We start from the raw sequence: 16,327 nt of genomic DNA, 5'->3' as shown, positions 1-16,327 counted from the left end.
GTGAGGCTAGAACAGGTCCGCGCGCGCGGAAAAAAGCTGCTCGATCTTCTTCACCGCTTCAGAAAGCGCGAGGATCACGACGCGGTCACCGCCTTGCAGCACAGTATCGGAGTGTGGGACAATAGCGTCTTCATCACGAACGATCATGCCGAACTTCACATCGCCATGTAACCGTAATTCGCCAATTGTCTTGCCTGCAACCACTGATCCTTCAATGACCTCAGCCTCGATGATCTCGGCCTTACCTTCAAAGATACTGTAAAGATCGCGAATGCGGCCGCGGCGAATGTGCCGCACAATCGATGAAACCGTCGTTTCGCGTGGGTCGAGCGCCACGTCAATCCCGAGCGAACCAACAAGGCTTGCATAGATCGGGTTGTTCATAAGCGTAATAGCGCGCGGGCAGCCCTGCTGCTTGGCGAGCAACGACGACAGAATGTTCACTTCGTCATCGTTTGCCACGGACACAATCGTGTCAGCCTGCGAAATATTGGCTTCCTGCAGGATTTCACGGTCCAGCGCATCCCCATTGATGACAACGGCGTGCTTCAGCTTTTCAGCAATGATCGCCGCGCGTTCCTTATCAAATTCAATGATCTTGACGTTGGTTTTGGCGTTATCCTCCAAAAGGCGTGCGAGGAAAAGACCGATATTACCACCACCTACAATCACAAGTCTCTGGGCCGCTTTTTCCTCATGCCCGAACACCGCCATCGTGCGCTCAGACATTTTGGCATCAACCGCGATATAGATCGCATCACCGGCCTGAAGCTGGTCATCGCTGCGGGGCACAAAAATCTTGTTTGCTCGAACAACAGACATCACCGTTGTCTGCAAGTTCGGGAACAGCTCCGTGAGCTGGCGGAGCGGTGTCTCAATTACCGGGCAGTTTTCGTCAAGCACCAAGCCGATCAGGCGCACCTTGCCGTCAACAAAGGGTACCATGTTGAAGGCACCTGGCACCTGCAAGCGCCGGTGCAATGCCTGCGCAACCTCAAGTTCAGGTGAGATGATCACGTCGATAGGCATATTATCGCGCGAGAACAGATCAGCCCACATGGGCTTGAGGTAAGTCTGGTTACGGATACGCGCCACTTTTGTCGGTACACTGAAAAGCGAACTGGCCACCTGACAAGCCACCATATTGACTTCATCTGACCATGTAACAGCGACAAGAAGTTCAGCATCCGCTGCACCAGCTTTAGCAAGCATCGACGGGTCAGACGCATGCCCAACGAGCGCCTGAATATCAAGCGATTCACTGATCTTGCGGATCAGTTCCGGTGACCGGTCGATCACCGTGACATCATTCTGTTGGTCAGCTAGGTGCTTCGCGATATTGAAGCCAACCTGCCCCGCGCCACAGACTATTACTTTCATATAGTTATACCACTTTTCTGAAGTAGAGGATTAAATATCACTCTATCTCGTCGCCCTTCGCGCTACCTGTGAGGCCAAGCGATTTGAGCTTTCTATGCAGCGCAGAACGTTCCATGCCAATGAAGGCCGCGGTTCTGGAGATGTTTCCGCTGAACCGGTTGATCTGCACTTTCAGATATTCTCGCTCAAATGCTTCGCGCGCCTCCCGCAGCGGTGTCGTCATAATGGCGCTATTGCCACCCGAGTGCAACAAGTCGCTTGAGCCAGACCGTATCTCTTGCGGCAGTTGCTCGGCCCCTATTTCACCATCGAACTCGTCCGAACCCATGATCACCAAACGTTCCATGATGTTCTTGAGCTGGCGCACGTTGCCGGGCCAGTCGTATGACTGAAGGGCTGCGATTGCATCATCCGCGAGCCGTACCTTGGGCCGCCCGGTGGCTTCAGCGAGTGCATCGAGGAAGTTCTGCGCCAGCATTGGGATATCTTCGCGACGCTCAGCGAGCGACGCCATCTTAAGCGGCACCACATTCAAACGGTGATAAAGATCCTCCCGGAAGCGGCCCTCACGAATTTCGTTCGCGAGATCCTTACTGGTCGCCGAGATAACGCGGACATCGACCTTTACACCCGTATTACCACCCACACGCTCAAACGCCTGATCCGTCAGCACCCGCAGAATCTTCGCCTGCGTCGGCAATGGCATATCGCCCACTTCGTCAATAAACAGTGTGCCACCGTGTGCACGCTCAAAGAGGCCGGTTTTTACCACGCCGCCGTTTTGTTCGACCCCAAAGAGCTCCTGCTCCATGCGGTGCGGCTCCATCGATGCCGCGCTCACGACAACAAAGGCGCCCCCGGCCCGGTGGGACCGTGCGTGAATCTGCCGTGCTGCGACCTCCTTGCCGGAACCGGACGCCCCATGAATCAGTACGCGGCTATTGGTCGAGGCAACTTTTTCAATATTCTGCCGCACAGTATTGATCGCGTGGCTTTTGCCCGTGATATCAACCGAGAATGCTGAGCGCTTCTTTAGCTCCTCATTCTCGCGGCGCAAGCGGTCTGCCTCGGTCGCACGCTGAATGGTCAAAAGCAGATGTTCCGCCTCAAAAGGCTTTTCAATGAAGTCGTACGCACCCTTCTTGATGGCAGCGACTGCCGTTTCAATATTGCCGTGGCCACTGATAACCACCACCGGAAGATCGCGGTGACGGGATTTAACCAGCTCAAGAATTTCAAGGCCATCAAGTTTACTGCCCTGCAGCCAGATATCGAGCACCATAAGTGACGGCAAACGCGCTTCAATTTCCGCGAGGCCACTGTCACTGTCATGTGCCGTGCGCGTTGCATATCCCTCATCCTCCAGGATGCCGGATACCAGCTCACGAATGTCTTCCTCGTCATCAATAATGAGAATATCAAGTGCCATAAGTGGCAAACTCCCTAGTATTTACTCGGCGGCCGCCGGGCCGCTTCTATTGTTTTTCTCATCAACTGCCGCGTCGTCGGCCTTCAAGGCACGCTTCTCTAGCGCGGAGTGCGAGAACACCAGTACAGCCCGGGCACCAAGCGGCGCACGGTCTGCAATTCTGGCAATTCCTCCGTGTTCTTCCATAATCCGGCGTACGATCGCGAGACCGAGACCGGTTCCTTTTGCCCGAGTGGTCACATAGGGTTCCATCAGGCGGTCCTTCTGGTCTTGCGGAAGACCAAGACCGTTATCATCAACTCGGATTTCGGTGCGGTCACTGTCCTGAATAAGATCTACCTTGATAAGGCCAGGCTCTACCGTATCTGCGCCACTTTCCATATCCCGCTCAATACGAGCGGTAACTGATTCAACAGCGTTCTTCAGAATATTTGTCAACGCTTGCCCAACCAGTCGCCCATCGCACTTGAGCGGCTGTACCAAGTCTGGCATGCGGGTCGTGAATTGAATGCGGCTTGCTGCCACGTCCTGAAGGAACACAGCTTGCTTTAGCACATCGGCAATGTCGGCTTCCTTCAAAATCGGGGCTGGCATACGGGCAAAAGATGAAAACTCATCGACCATGCGCCGCAGGTCACCCACCTGCCGGATGATGGTATCCGTACACTGACTGAAGACCTTGGTGTCGCTAGCGATTTCCTTGAGGTATTTCCGCTTCAGTCGCTCGGCAGAGAGCTGGATCGGGGTCAGTGGGTTTTTGATCTCATGCGCAATGCGTCGCGCAACGTCCGCCCACGCGGCTGTCCGCTGGTCAGCCAGCTGTTCCGTCAAATCATCAAAGGTAATCACATAGCCGCCGATTGTATCTGTGTCGGCGTGCCCACGTTCCACAAAGACACGCACCAGAAGGGTCCGGGTCTCGCCCTTCACGTCAATCAGCACTTGGCCCTTCACTTCACCGGCGGCACTTTCTTCACCCTGGCGGAGCAACTCGCTAAATTCCGGGATAATTTCGTGCAAGCGCTTACCAATAAGGTCCTCGTAGGCCACGCCCAGCAAGTTAGCGGCAGAGCGGTTAGGTAGAAACACCGTACCGTCCTGCTGCAGCCCAATGACGCCAGCTGATACACCCTCCAGCACCTCCTCAAGAAAGCGCCGGCGTTCATCCAGTTCCTGGTTTGCTTCAATCAACGCGTCCTGATGGCGCGCGATCTGGTCGGTCATGCGGTTAAAGGCGCGGCTAAGCATACCTACTTCATCACTTGTTGGCGGGCTTGGGACACGAGCACCAAGATCGCCCTGCCCCACGCGTTCCGCAGCGTCCACCAGATTGGAGAGCGGCGTCACAAGTTTGGCCGAGAACCAAAGGCCAATCCAGATTGCCGCTAGCAGGATGAGGAGAGCCACAATGATAAAGACCACATTGAACTGCAGCTGAATATTGCTGCGCTGGCCTTCCAGGCTCTCGTAATCCGCCACTGCCGAGCGTGTTGCTTGCAGGTAGCCAAGAACCTGAGGGTCGAGGTCTCGCGCGATATAAAGATAGGTCGGACGCAGGAAGCCATTCAGCTTGGTCATTCCAACAACGGTGTTGTCCGCGGTGTTGGAGGCGACAAAAGTGCCGTCCTGCCGAACCCTATCAAGCATGCTTTTCTGCAAGCGCGAAGTGGTGAGTTCCAACCCTTGGTTTGCACGGGCTACAACCGCACCTTCCGTATCGAGGTCCTGCATTTCAATAAGCAAAACTTCAGACAAAAGACGCGTGTTCAGCGCGCTGTAGGCAACTTGCTGGAGGGTCATATTATCTGTCTGCTGAAGCGGTGTCAGCCTGTTGAAGGCAAGCGCGATGGCCTGCATATCCTTCTCGATCGTCGCTCGGTGCTCGATCATGTAGGTTTCGGCAACTTCAAGTGAGTTATTGAGCGCAGACCGCACCTTGTCGCTGAACCATGACTGGATGCCAAACTCAAGGAACAGGGCCGAGAAAACCGTCATGATAATCGGTGGCACGATGGCAATCGCGATAAAGAAGCTGGTCACCTTGGTTTGCAGACGAGAACCTGCAGCCATGCCCTTGCGAGACAGCCAGATACGTACAAACCAACGACCAATGGATACCCCAAGCGCAAGGAGTAGCGCGAGATTGATGGCCAGCAGCACGCGCATGGTGCGCCCCGATGCCAGTTCAAACGGCCCCGACTTGCGTGACATAACGATATAAGTGGTGATCGCTGAAATAACAGCGAGAACTGATAGCAGGATCTCTATCCGACCAGCGAGCTTAAGTCGCCGAGCCCACAGCATAAATTTGGCCCAACGGCGGCCGGGCAGCTTGGGTGCCCCGCTCGAAATATCAGGCGATTCTGGCGACGTGTTATTCGACATTCGGCCTATGATGCATATTTGCCACTATTGTTCCAGATATATCACACACTGAAATGCAATTGTGGCAAAGTTTAGGGCGTACGAGCATGCACGGAAATGTCGAGTTCACGGATTTTCTTGCGCAAGGTGTTACGGTTCAAACCGAGAAGCTCCGCGGCTTTCACCTGATTCCCGTTCGTTACCTGAAGTACTTTTTGAATGAGCGGGCGCTCTACTTCACGCAGAATGCGCTGATATAGGCCTGCGGGCGGCAATCCATCCTCATGGTAATCGAAGTACTGATCAAGGTGCAGCCTGATGGTCTGCCCCAAATTACCGCCACTCACATCTGCCATGATGCTCATGGGCCCACCCGCCATCTCGGACGTGGAGCGGTCAAACTCGGCCTTGATCACGGAGCCCGAGATTTCTTTACCGGGATACAGCGCACAAATTCGCTGGAGCAGATTCTCAAGCTCCCGCACGTTTCCCGGCCAATCGAACGATTGCAGCGCTTTCTTGGCACCATCGGTCAAGCGCTTCTGCGGCAGGCCTTTGTCCACTGCTTTGCGAAGGAAATGCTCGGCGAGGTCAGGGATGTCGCCGGGTCGCTCCCTCAGCGCGGGCAGCGAAATCGGGACAACGTTCAAACGGAAAAACAAATCTTCCCTGAAATCCCCTGACCGCACCATCGCCTGAAGGCTTCTATTGGTAGCTGCAATGATGCGCACGTCGGCCTTGATGCTCTTCTGACCACCAACTGTGCGATATTCACCTTCCTGCAGCACGCGCAGCAGCCGGGTCTGCGCTTCAAGCGGCATATCGCCGATCTCATCCAGGAACAATGTACCGCCCTTGGCTTGGCCAAATCGGCCAAGCGTACGCGTTTCAGCACCGGTGAAAGCCCCTCGTTCATGACCGAAAAGCTCACTCTCAATCAACTCACGCGGAATGGCTGCCATGTTGACAGGCACAAAGGGGTTGTTGGCGCGAGGCCCGTGTGCATGAAGTGCGCGGGCGACCAGCTCCTTACCGGTACCGCTCTCCCCCGTGACCATGACCGTCAGGTCGGTTTTCACCACCCGAGCCATCGTGCGGTAAATCTCCTGCATCGCTGGCGAGCGGCCGATAAGGATATTCTCATCGCGCTCATAATCGCCACCGACGAGTGTTGATTTTTCTTTAAGTGCCTTCTTAACAATTGATATTAACTCATCAATATCAAAAGGTTTTGGCAAATAATCGAAAGCACCATTGTTCGTCGCAGCCATCGCTGTTGAAAGTGTGTTCTGCGCACTCATGATGACGAAAGGCAGGTCGGGGCGCTTCTCAAGAAGCCCCGGCAAAGCATCAAGGCCACTACCTGACGGCATCATGACGTCAGATATCACCACATCACCTTGCCCCCGCTCGACAAGCCGGTGCAACTCAGGCAGGTCATCTGCCTCAATCACCATCCAGCCTTCCTGGCGTAGTGCTTCGCCAACCACCACGCGAATAGCAAGGTCATCGTCTGCAACGATGATAGTGGGTTTAGTTCTCGTCACGTCTCATATCCTCTTCAAGTGCAAGCTGCACTTTGAAATGCGCTCCACCTTGCGGGTGATTATCACAGGTAACCGTGCCCTCCATGTCGCTCACGTAACGCGCGACAAGCGCGAGGCCGAGGCCGGTACCACCCTCTTTACCGCTCACGAATGGATCAAACAGGTGACCGCGCAGGTGAGTTGGGATGCCCGGACCATTATCCTGCACCGTTACCTCAACAGGTAAGCGTATACGCTCGCCCGACCGGCTTGTAAGCCAGATACCGTGCTTGTAAGCCGTTGTAATGGTAATGTCTGCTGTTGGACCCGCCGCCTCGACTGCATTTTTCACCAGGTTCAGGAACACCTGTACCAGCCTGTCATAATTGCCGAATACTGGCGGCAAAGAAGGGTCGAACCTTGGCCTGAATGAACACTTGGCGGCAAAGCCTGCCACAGCGACGCTGAGCACATGATCCAGCACTTCGTGGATATTCACAGCTTCATTGGTATGGGCATGCGGTGAACTGAAGGTTTCAAGCTCGTCGACCAATCCTTTGATGCGGTCCACTTCTTTAACGATAAGCTCCGTCAAGCGCACATTCTTGCTGTCCTGCGCTCGCGCCATAAGCTGTGCTGCCCCGCGAATCCCTGACAGTGGATTCTTGATCTCATGCGCGAGCATGGACGCGAGACCGCTGACAGACCGCGCCGCCGCTTCCATCTCTGCACGCTTTTCAAGAAAAGCAGTAATACGGCGCGGTTGCACTGAGAGAATGATGTAATCTCCCTCCCCGTGGGGGTGCGCATGCATGTCCATCAGTTCAATATCGCCGATCGGCGGCATCACTGAAACATCATAGCTATTGAGCGGGGTATTTTCTTCGCGCGCCCGGGTCACGAGACCGTCGGCGGCATAGCCTACGCCTCGAAGGTGGGCAATCGGACTGCCGCAAAGGCTCTCGCGGCTGCGTTCGAAGATGGTTTCTGCCTGCGCATAGACATCTTCGACCAAATTGTCGGGACCAATAAGAAAAATAGCCTGGCTCAGGCTGTGCAATACATCCTGAGCGCTGACATCTTCCCCCGAACTGCCCCCCGTTTTGCCCATCAGGCTGCCATTTGTTCACAGAGCGGCAGATAAAACTCCTTCAAGGCTTTTTTCACATCCGCCGGATCGTCCATACGGTTGATCTCATTGCGGAAATCGGCGGAACTGTGCAAGCCCTTGGTATACCAGCCAAGGTGTTTGCGCGCGATGCGGACACCGCCTTCAACGCCGTAATGGTGCAGCATCTCTTCATAGTGCTCGAGAACCGTGTTCATCTGATCTTCAAGCTCCGGGTCTGCAATACGCTCACCTGTGCGCAGATATGTCATGACCTGATTGATAAGCCAGGGCTTGCCATAGCAACCACGACCGATCATCACGCCATCTGCCCCAGAATCAGCAAGCGCTTGATCCGCATCCTCAAACGTATTGATATCGCCGTTGACGATAACAGGGATGTTCACCGCCTGCTTCACAATGCCAACCTTCTTCCAGTTGGCATGACCTCGGTACATCTGGCAGCGGGTACGGCCATGGACCACCACCATCTTGATGCCAGCTTGTTCAGCAATCTTGGCAAGTTCCGGCGCGTTGAAGCTGGCGTCATCCCAACCGAGACGCATCTTGAGCGTCACTGGCAGTGATACGGCATTCACGGTTGCATGGATAAGCTCACCCGCATGATCAAGATCCCGCATCAACGCAGAACCGGCATGGCCATTCACAACCTTTTTCACCGGGCAGCCCATGTTAATGTCAATGATCGCGGCGCCACGGTCTTCATTGAGCTTGGCAGCCTGCGCCATCTTCTCGCCTTCGCAACCGGCGAGCTGAACCGACATCGGAAATTCTTCAGCGCAGTTGGTCGACATTTTCATGCTGCTTTGGGTCGCGCGGATCATGGCCTCAGACGCGATCATTTCAGACACGACAAGGCCCGCGCCATACTGTTTTACGAGGCGCCGAAACGGCATATCCGTCACCCCCGACATGGGTGCGAGAATAACTGGATCTTTGATTTCTACCGGTCCAATGTTAAGAGCCATCAATCTTTACCTAGTTTTACGCGTCACTGCCTAAATATTGGGCACAGCTTATGCCAGAAGTCATGACAAAAAGCCAGACTCAGATTACGCAACCGAGCCAACACAAAATTGCAGTGCTAATTGTAGCCGCTGGCCGCGGTGTGCGCGCGGGCGGTGGATTGCCCAAACAGTACCGCAAATTGGCTGGACGGCCTGTGCTCGGCCATACCCTGAAGGCTGTTCGGGATGCCTGCCCCAGCGCAATAATCCAATGTGTTATTCACCCTGACGATCGTGAACTATTCAACGAAGCCGCGCAGGGTCTGGCTGAGCGCGAACCGGTTCATGGTGGCAAAAGTCGGCAGGAAAGTGTCATGCTTGGCTTGCGCGCGCTGGAAACCGAGAAGCTCGATTTTGTACTGGTGCATGACGCCGCTCGCCCCTTCGCAGACGCCGCCATTTTCGAACCCGTACTGGCGGCTCTCGAACAAGGGCATAAAGCAGTGGTGCCGGGCGTGGCGGTTGTCGATACCCTGAAAAAGACTGAGGGCCACAGAGTTACCCATACCGTTGACCGCAGCGGACTCGTCGCCGTGCAAACGCCGCAGGGCTTCCCCTTTGCTGAACTACTGGCAGCACACGCGAAGGTATACGATCAGGAACTGACCGATGATGCAGCTGTCATGGAAGCCGCAGGCCATTCGGTCACAACCGTTCCCGGTGCTGAAAACAATTTCAAACTGACGACTGCAGCAGATTTCACGAAAGCGGAGCATATGCTGATGATGGCACAGGCCGATGTTCGCACCGGCATGGGGTATGACGTTCACCGCTTTGAAGATGGGCGTGACCATGTCTGGCTATGCGGTGTGAAAATCCCATTTAACAAAGGGCTCAAGGGCCATTCAGATGCAGACGTGGGTCTGCACGCGCTGACAGACGCCATTCTTGCCGCCATCGTCGATGGTGATATCGGTCAGCATTTCCCACCGAGCGACAATCAGTGGCGCGGCGCGCCAAGTGACGTGTTCCTCACGTTTGCACGCGACCGCGTCCTCGCGAAAGGTGGCAGCATTGCCCATGTTTCCGTCTGCCTGATTTGTGAAAGACCGAAGATCGGCCCACATAACGGACCGATGCGGGCACGTATTGCTGAACTACTTGGCATCGGCATTGAGCGCGTCAGCGTTCAGGCAACCACAACCGAGAGACTTGGTTTCACCGGCCGGGAAGAAGGCATCGCTGCCCAAGCAACGGCAACAGTGCGCCTCCCCTTCAAGGACATCTGATGGTCAAAGTATCGCTTCGCACATGGCCCGCACGTCGTAAGTCACCCAGTTTCTGGGTGGTTACCGGCGCCGGCGTCGGCATGGCCCGCCCCGCGCCCGGTACATGGGGTTCGGCTTTTGGTCTTGTTCTCGGATACGCCATGCACCTTGGTGGGCTGGGTACGATGGGGTTCCTTGTTTCCGCAGTCGCCATCACCATTCTGTCGATTTTCGCGATCAACATGATCGAGCGTGAAACCGGAATTCATGATGCGCCAGAGATTATCATCGACGAGGTTGCGGGCCAATGGCTGGCACTCATCCCTGCCCTTTATTTTGAGCCGTCACTCATGCTCTACCTTTTGGCATTCCTGCTGTTCCGGCTGTTTGATGTCGTTAAGCCATGGCCTATCAGCTGGCTCGACCGTCACGTCAGCGGCGGCTTCGGTGTGATGGTGGACGATCTCGTGGCTGGCATTATGTCGGCCATTAGTATATGGCTTCTTCTAACAACGGGTTTGTTAGATGGTTTTATTTAATGGTCAGCGCTACTAAAGAACGAGTTACCACCCTTTTCCCCGGATTTGTAATTTGCCTCACTGTTGGCCTTGCCGCCAACTTCCTTGGCGAGCACTACGGTGCGCCAGCGATGCTGTTTGCGCTGCTGCTCGGTATGGCGCTGCATTTCCTCTATGAGGATCCCAAGTGCCAGCCTGGCATTGCCTTCACTGGCACCACCATTCTCCGCATCGGCGTTGCCCTCCTCGGCTTCCGTATCGCTTTTTCTGATGTCATGGCGCTCGGCTGGCCGACAGTTCTCCTGATGGCAGCTGGCATTGCCACAACTATTATTGTCGGCATTGTGCTCGCGCGGCTCTTTGGCCTTAAACATCGTTTTGGCGCCCTTACGGGCGGTGCGGTAGCAATTTGTGGCGCGTCAGCCGCACTTGCCCTCTCGGCGGTCATGCCCAAGTCTGATGAGCAGGAACGCGATACTGTGTTTGCGGTTATCGGCGTCACTGCGCTCTCGACCCTAGCGATGATTGTTTACCCGATGCTATCTGGCCTTATGGCGATGAACGACGCCGAAGCGGGCATTTTCATCGGCGCCACAATTCATGACGTGGCGCAAGTTGTTGGTGCGGGCTACTCCATCTCGACCGAGGCTGGCGATCTGGCAGCGCTCACCAAGCTTATGCGCGTGGCCATGCTGCTGCCTGTCGTGCTTGTGTTTGTTCTGGCGTTCCGCGCATCACAAAAGGGCGACACGGGTCAGGCAAAACCAAAACTACTGCCGGGTTTCCTGGTTGCCTTTGTGATTTTTGTCATCCTGAACAGCCAGTTCGCAATCCCCGCAGAAGTTAAATCAGGCCTGACAGAGATCTCTCGCACCTGCCTTGTGACAGCAATTGCCGCCATCGGCCTCAAAAGTAACCTGCGCAGTATTGCCACCTTGGGCTGGCGCCCTGTATTATTGATGGTCGCTGAAACAATCTGGCTCGCGGGCCTTGTGCTCCTGTGCCTACCCATGACAGGAACCTGATGTTTTCACAGGAAATCCACGACCTTGCCACCGAGGTGCTTGAGGAAGCGCGTGCGCGTCACCTGATGATTGCCACAGCTGAAAGCTGCACGGGCGGCCTGATCTCAGGCGCACTGACGGAAATTGCGGGCTCTTCGGATGTCGTTGACCGTGGTTTTGTCACCTACTCGAACGAGGCCAAAAACCAGATGCTTGGTGTTAGCGCTGAAAGCCTGACACGATTTGGCGCAGTTTCAGAAGCGGTCGCAAAGGAGATGGCTTTTGGTGCGCTTGCAAATTCACGTGCTGATGCATCGGTCGCTGTCACAGGCATTGCAGGCCCCGGTGGCGGCAGTACGGACAAGCCTGTCGGGCTGGTTTATATCGGAGTAGCCAGCCAAGGCTGCATGCCCCGCGCCATCAAATGCCAGTTTGGCGATATCGGCCGCACACAGATACGCACAGCTACAGTTATTACGGCCCTTACCGAACTTCTTGTTGAAATCCGCGGTTAGGCTCCGGCGCCATATACCTCATTGGCACGCGCCTCAAACGCATGAACCATCTTCTTGCAGGCTTCGCCAAACAGGCCACCGATCATCTGATTGAGCATACGGTTCGCAAATTCGAACTCGACTTCGAAATCTATCAAACACGCATCCGGACCTTCGGGCACAAACCGCCAGTGGTTATAGAGCCGCTTCATCGGCCCCTTGATATAATCCACATCAACACGGGTGCTGGGCTCGTAGCGCACACGTGACGTGAAGCGTTCGCTGAACATCTTGAAGCCAATGATCACATCGGCGTCGAACTGACCATCCTTGCGGTTATAGACACGCGCACCAGTACACCACGGCAGAAATTCCGGATATTTGGCAACATCCAGAACAAGCGAAAAAAGCTGTTCCTGCGTGTAGGGCAGTATCTTCTTTTCAGCAAAATGCGGCACGGTGAACCTCTTTATTTTGCTGGGGTTATAACGAGCAAAACCTGTCCGGACAAGGGCTTAAGCCAAGCGTACGAACCAGAGCCACGCGACGGCATATACCAGCCCCATATAGACAAACGAAGCCACACTGACATAGCTGACTGATGCCCAGAAGCCGCGACCGAAAAACCGCATGGTACCGTAGATATAGACGGTGTTTGTCAGCAGGAATGCCGGCAGCAAGCCCATAAAATAGATATACATATTGAAAAGCGTGCCAAAGACGCTGAGGAACGCGCCGTGCCCCACGATGAAGCACATAAAGCTGAAATTATCGGCGTAGCTGTAGGGAGCGCGGCGAAAGAACAGCTTCGCTACCAGTGCATAGATTGGCACCGCCACCAGCGACATGACATTCAGGTATTTGGACAGAAACTCGACCACCCGCACAAACGCCGGATCATCTGGCACATCGGAAACGAGACCAAAAAGAATGCCTTCGCTTAGCGCACGGATTTCCCCAGTCGAGATCGTCAGAGTGATCGAAAGTGCAATAGCCGCAAGGCAATAGCGGATCGGGTTCACATAGCTGGCGCGCTTGCCACCAACGTAATCCTTGGCTACCTGCCCAGGATTACGTGTGAGGTCGACAACGGTGCGCCACAGCTTGGAATCGAGCCGGACAATGGTGTCCACGGTCTCTGACACCAACTCACCCGCGTCGAGGCTGCTGCCTCGGTCCCTCTGGCCGCATTCACTGCAATACTGGCCATGCAACGTCCTGCCGCAGTTCCGACAATTAGACCCGGTCGCCACTTGAATATCTGCCATAAAGTGAGAGCCCTCCCCGACCAGACTGTGTCGCGGAGGGGTTCCTTAGTCAAGCAAAGCGATGCGACTATTCGGCAGCTTTGAGCTGGCGTTCACGCGCGGCCCGCAGCTTGGCAAAATCGTCACCCGCATGATAGCTCGACCGCGTGAGCGGCGTGGAGGAAATCAACAGGAAGCCCTTGCCTTTGCCCATACGCTCATAGGATTTGAACTCGTCCGGCGTTACAAAGCGCTCAACCTTCGCATGACGCGGCGTTGGTTGCAGATATTGGCCAATGGTCATGAAGTCGATATCCGCCATGCGCATATCGTCCATCACCTGGCTAACCTCAAGACGTTCTTCGCCAAGGCCAACCATAATGCCGGATTTGGTGAAAATGGACGGGTCCACTTTCTTGACTGTCTCCAAGAGGCGTAGCGAGTGATAGTAGCGCGCGCCCGGGCGAATCTTCGGATAGTTCCGCGGTACGGTTTCAAGATTGTGGTTGAACACGTCAGGCCGTGCCTCGGCGACCATTTCAATGGCGCCCGGCTTGTTCCGGAAATCCGGCGTCAGTATCTCGATGGTGGTTTTTGGACTGTGTTTGCGCAGCTGTTCGATCACACGCACAAATTGGCGCGCCCCACCATCATCAAGGTCGTCACGGTCAACGGACGTGATCACGATGTGATTGAGGCCCATCTGCGCACAGGCAATGGCCGTATTTTCCGGCTCCATGGGATCAACCGCCATCGGGCGGCCGGTTTTCACATTGCAGAAGGCGCAAGCGCGGGTGCAGGTATCGCCAAGGATCATGATCGTGGCGTGCTTCTGCTTCCAGCATTCACCGATATTCGGGCATGCGGCTTCTTCACAGACGGTGTGCAGCTTCAGGTCGCGCATCATCTTGCGGGTCTCCGCATACTCCTTGCTGACCGGGGCCTTGACCCTGATCCAGCTTGGTTTGCGCTGATACTGACCTTGTTTTTCGTCTGTGCTCATTACTTGTCATCCAACTCGTAAGCTTTGCGCAGCCAACCGATGAAATCGTCATCGATCTGCTCGTCTGCCGTTACCCCAATTACGTGGGTAATGCGGTCGCCTTTTAAAGCCCCGCCGGTATCCTTGATGCGACTGGACAGTTCGCCATCATAACGCCCAAGCGCGAGGCCCACATCCAGCCGTGTCTGCGTAGCAGCTTTTACCTGAGCGAATACGTGATGTCTATAGATCGGCACCATGGTCTTTGTCGGGCTCACGCCAACGTCATTACCAAGCGTAGTTAAATGCGCGATCACCTTTTCTGCGAGCGGCCTCAAGGCTTCCTTCTTACCTGAGAACTGTGCATCAAAGAGTTCCGGTGCGCGGGCCAGATAGGCATCACCATCGTAGTCCTCAGGCGTTTCGCCAAGCGCATAACTCGCCAGCAGCCATGCCGTCGGTTTACCTAAGCCATGCTCGGCCTTCAGCTTGGCACCGAGTGCATTAACCTCCGCAAGGCCATAGCCACGTGCCACATCCGCCCAGGCATCAGGGTTCATGCCCGTGCGCTCCTCCATATTGGCGAGCATCGCCTGAATGTGAGAAACGCTTGGGTGAACCCTGAATTTCATCTCTGGCTCCTAGAAGTGGATGGCCTTGCCGTAGGCGTCGAGCACACTTTCGTGCATCATCTCAGAGAGGGTCGGGTGCGGGAAGACGGTGTGCATCAGTTCCTGCTCCGTCGTCTCAAGCGTGCGGGCTACCGCATAGCCTTGGATGAGTTCCGTTACCTCGGCACCAACCATGTGCGCGCCCAGCAGTTCGCCGGTTTTCTTGTCAAACACGGTTTTAACCATGCCTTCCGGTTCACCGAGGGCTACCGCTTTACCGTTCCCGATGAAGGGGAAGTTGCCAACACGCACCTCATAGCCCTGCTCTTTCGCTTTCGCTTCGGTCAGGCCAACAGAGGCCACCTGCGGGCGGCAGTAGGTACAGCCCGGAATGTTGCCTTTGTCCATCGGATGCAGGCCTTTGACGCCGTTGATTTTTTCAACAGCGACAATGCCCTCGTGCGATGCCTTGTGTGCAAGCCACGGTGCGCCAGCCACGTCACCGATTGCCCAGAAGCCGTCCACACCGGTCTGACCCCATTCATTGGTGACGATATGGCCGCGGTCAACCTTGATGCCCACGTCTTCAAGGCCAAGGCCTTCCACGTTGCCGGTGATACCGATGGCGATGATCACACGGTCAACGGTGATCTCTTCTTTTTTGCCGTCGGTCTCAACCACACACGTTACGCTGTCCTTGCCCTTCTTGAGCTCGGTCACCGATGCTTTGGTCTTGATGGTCATGCCCTGTTTCTTGAAGGATTTTTCCGCGAACTTGGAGATATCGGCATCTTCGACCGGCAACACGCGGTCCATCATCTCAACCACGGTCACATCTGAACCCAGCTCGTTGAAGAAGCTTGCAAACTCGATCCCGATGGCGCCGGAGCCGATCACCAGCAGCTTTTTCGGCATGGTGTTGGGTGCAAGCGCATGTTTGTAGGTCCAGACAAGCTCACCATCCGCCTTCAGGTGCGGCAATTCACGCGCGCGGGCACCGGTGGCGATGATCACATCCTTGGCGGTGAGTTCTGTCGTCTTGCCGTCCTTGCCTTTGACAGCAACCTTGCCTTTACTAGCAATTTTGGCTTCGCCTTCGATGTGGGTCACTTTGTTCTTTTTGAACAAGGACTTGATGCCACCGTTCATCTGCTTGGCAACGCCGCGACTGCGTTTCACAATCGCATCCAGGTCAAAGTCCACCTTGTCGATCTTGAGGCCATAGTCCGCCGCGTGTTTGGCAAGATGGAGCACCTCGGCCGAGCGCAGAAGCGCCTTTGTCGGGATACAGCCCCAGTTCAGGCAGATACCGCCCAGATGCTCACGCTCCACACAGGCCACTTTCATACCCATCTGTGCGCCGCGGATCGCCGCCACATAACCGCCTGGGCCGCCCCCAATTACAACAAGGTCAAAACTCTCAGCCAT

Annotated in this window: 15 protein-coding genes; 4 read left to right on the top strand and 11 right to left on the bottom strand. The window is 55.3% G+C overall.

Annotation, left to right across the window (positions count from 1 at the left end; translation table 11 throughout):
• Positions 1-6: 6 nt before the first annotated feature.
• The 6 genes from trkA to dusB all read right to left on the bottom strand — a co-directional run bounded on the left by trkA (position 7) and on the right by dusB (position 8,796).
• Entirely contained in the window at positions 7-1,380 is a 1,374-nt protein-coding gene (gene trkA / locus B150_RS0105765) for a Trk system potassium transporter TrkA (RefSeq protein ID WP_020398943.1), read from the bottom strand.
• Positions 1,381-1,417: 37 nt separating this feature from the next.
• Complete coding sequence (gene ntrX / locus B150_RS0105760; protein ID WP_020398942.1) at positions 1,418-2,809, bottom strand: nitrogen assimilation response regulator NtrX; 1,392 nt, start codon at positions 2,807-2,809, stop codon at positions 1,418-1,420.
• 21 nt (positions 2,810-2,830) lie between these two features.
• A complete protein-coding gene (locus B150_RS19875) occupies positions 2,831-5,194 on the bottom strand; it encodes a sensor histidine kinase NtrY-like (protein WP_020398941.1) in 2,364 nt (787 codons plus the stop codon).
• 71 nt (positions 5,195-5,265) lie between these two features.
• Entirely contained in the window at positions 5,266-6,720 is a 1,455-nt protein-coding gene (ntrC, locus tag B150_RS0105750) for a nitrogen regulation protein NR(I) (RefSeq protein WP_025896189.1), read from the bottom strand.
• Positions 6,707-7,810, bottom strand: coding sequence for a two-component system sensor histidine kinase NtrB (locus B150_RS0105745; RefSeq protein WP_020398939.1), 1,104 nt, complete (start codon positions 7,808-7,810; stop codon positions 6,707-6,709). Before B150_RS0105745 ends, ntrC begins: the two co-directional genes overlap by 14 nt.
• Complete coding sequence (gene dusB / locus B150_RS0105740) at positions 7,810-8,796, bottom strand: tRNA dihydrouridine synthase DusB (RefSeq protein ID WP_026168226.1); 987 nt, start codon at positions 8,794-8,796, stop codon at positions 7,810-7,812. Before dusB ends, B150_RS0105745 begins: the two co-directional genes overlap by 1 nt.
• A gap of 50 nt (positions 8,797-8,846) precedes the next feature.
• Here dusB and B150_RS0105735 point away from each other — a divergent pair, with 50 nt between their 5' ends.
• The 4 genes from B150_RS0105735 to B150_RS0105720 are packed head-to-tail and all read left to right on the top strand — an operon-like array spanning position 8,847 to position 12,080.
• Entirely contained in the window at positions 8,847-10,064 is a 1,218-nt protein-coding gene (locus B150_RS0105735) for a bifunctional 2-C-methyl-D-erythritol 4-phosphate cytidylyltransferase/2-C-methyl-D-erythritol 2,4-cyclodiphosphate synthase (protein ID WP_020398937.1), read from the top strand.
• The gene (locus B150_RS0105730; protein ID WP_020398936.1) at positions 10,064-10,582 is read left to right on the top strand and encodes a phosphatidylglycerophosphatase A family protein; all 519 of its coding nucleotides are present in this window, start codon (positions 10,064-10,066) and stop codon (positions 10,580-10,582) included. Before B150_RS0105735 ends, B150_RS0105730 begins: the two co-directional genes overlap by 1 nt.
• Positions 10,582-11,586, top strand: coding sequence for a YeiH family protein (locus B150_RS0105725; protein WP_020398935.1), 1,005 nt, complete (start codon positions 10,582-10,584; stop codon positions 11,584-11,586). The genes B150_RS0105730 and B150_RS0105725 overlap by 1 nt, the downstream gene beginning before the upstream one ends.
• Positions 11,586-12,080 (top strand): CinA family protein, encoded by a 495-nt coding sequence (locus B150_RS0105720; RefSeq protein ID WP_020398934.1) that lies wholly within the window; start codon positions 11,586-11,588, stop codon positions 12,078-12,080. The genes B150_RS0105725 and B150_RS0105720 overlap by 1 nt, the downstream gene beginning before the upstream one ends.
• On the opposite strand, the gene B150_RS0105715 is transcribed toward B150_RS0105720, so the two are convergent.
• From B150_RS0105715 to lpdA, 5 genes are all read right to left on the bottom strand, one after another.
• Positions 12,077-12,517 (bottom strand): type II toxin-antitoxin system RatA family toxin, encoded by a 441-nt coding sequence (locus tag B150_RS0105715; RefSeq protein WP_020398933.1) that lies wholly within the window; start codon positions 12,515-12,517, stop codon positions 12,077-12,079. The two genes, B150_RS0105720 and B150_RS0105715, sit on opposite strands and share 4 nt — an antisense overlap.
• Before the next feature lie 57 nt (positions 12,518-12,574).
• Positions 12,575-13,204, bottom strand: a complete 630-nt coding sequence (locus tag B150_RS0105710) for a DUF3667 domain-containing protein (protein WP_162139656.1) — start codon at positions 13,202-13,204, stop codon at positions 12,575-12,577.
• A gap of 190 nt (positions 13,205-13,394) precedes the next feature.
• Entirely contained in the window at positions 13,395-14,309 is a 915-nt protein-coding gene (gene lipA, locus B150_RS0105705; protein ID WP_020398931.1) for a lipoyl synthase, read from the bottom strand.
• On the bottom strand, positions 14,309-14,920 hold the full coding sequence (locus tag B150_RS0105700) for a DUF5655 domain-containing protein (protein WP_020398930.1): 612 nt from the start codon (positions 14,918-14,920) through the stop codon (positions 14,309-14,311). Before B150_RS0105700 ends, lipA begins: the two co-directional genes overlap by 1 nt.
• Positions 14,921-14,929: 9 nt before the next feature.
• Entirely contained in the window at positions 14,930-16,327 is a 1,398-nt protein-coding gene (lpdA, locus tag B150_RS0105695) for a dihydrolipoyl dehydrogenase (protein WP_020398929.1), read from the bottom strand.

It is taken from the genome of Kordiimonas gwangyangensis DSM 19435 = JCM 12864 (assembly GCF_000375545.1).
Lineage (GTDB): Bacteria > Pseudomonadota > Alphaproteobacteria > Sphingomonadales > Kordiimonadaceae > Kordiimonas > Kordiimonas gwangyangensis.
The sequence above is the reverse complement of the archived record's forward strand: the minus strand, read 5'-3'. Positions and strand labels throughout refer to the sequence as shown.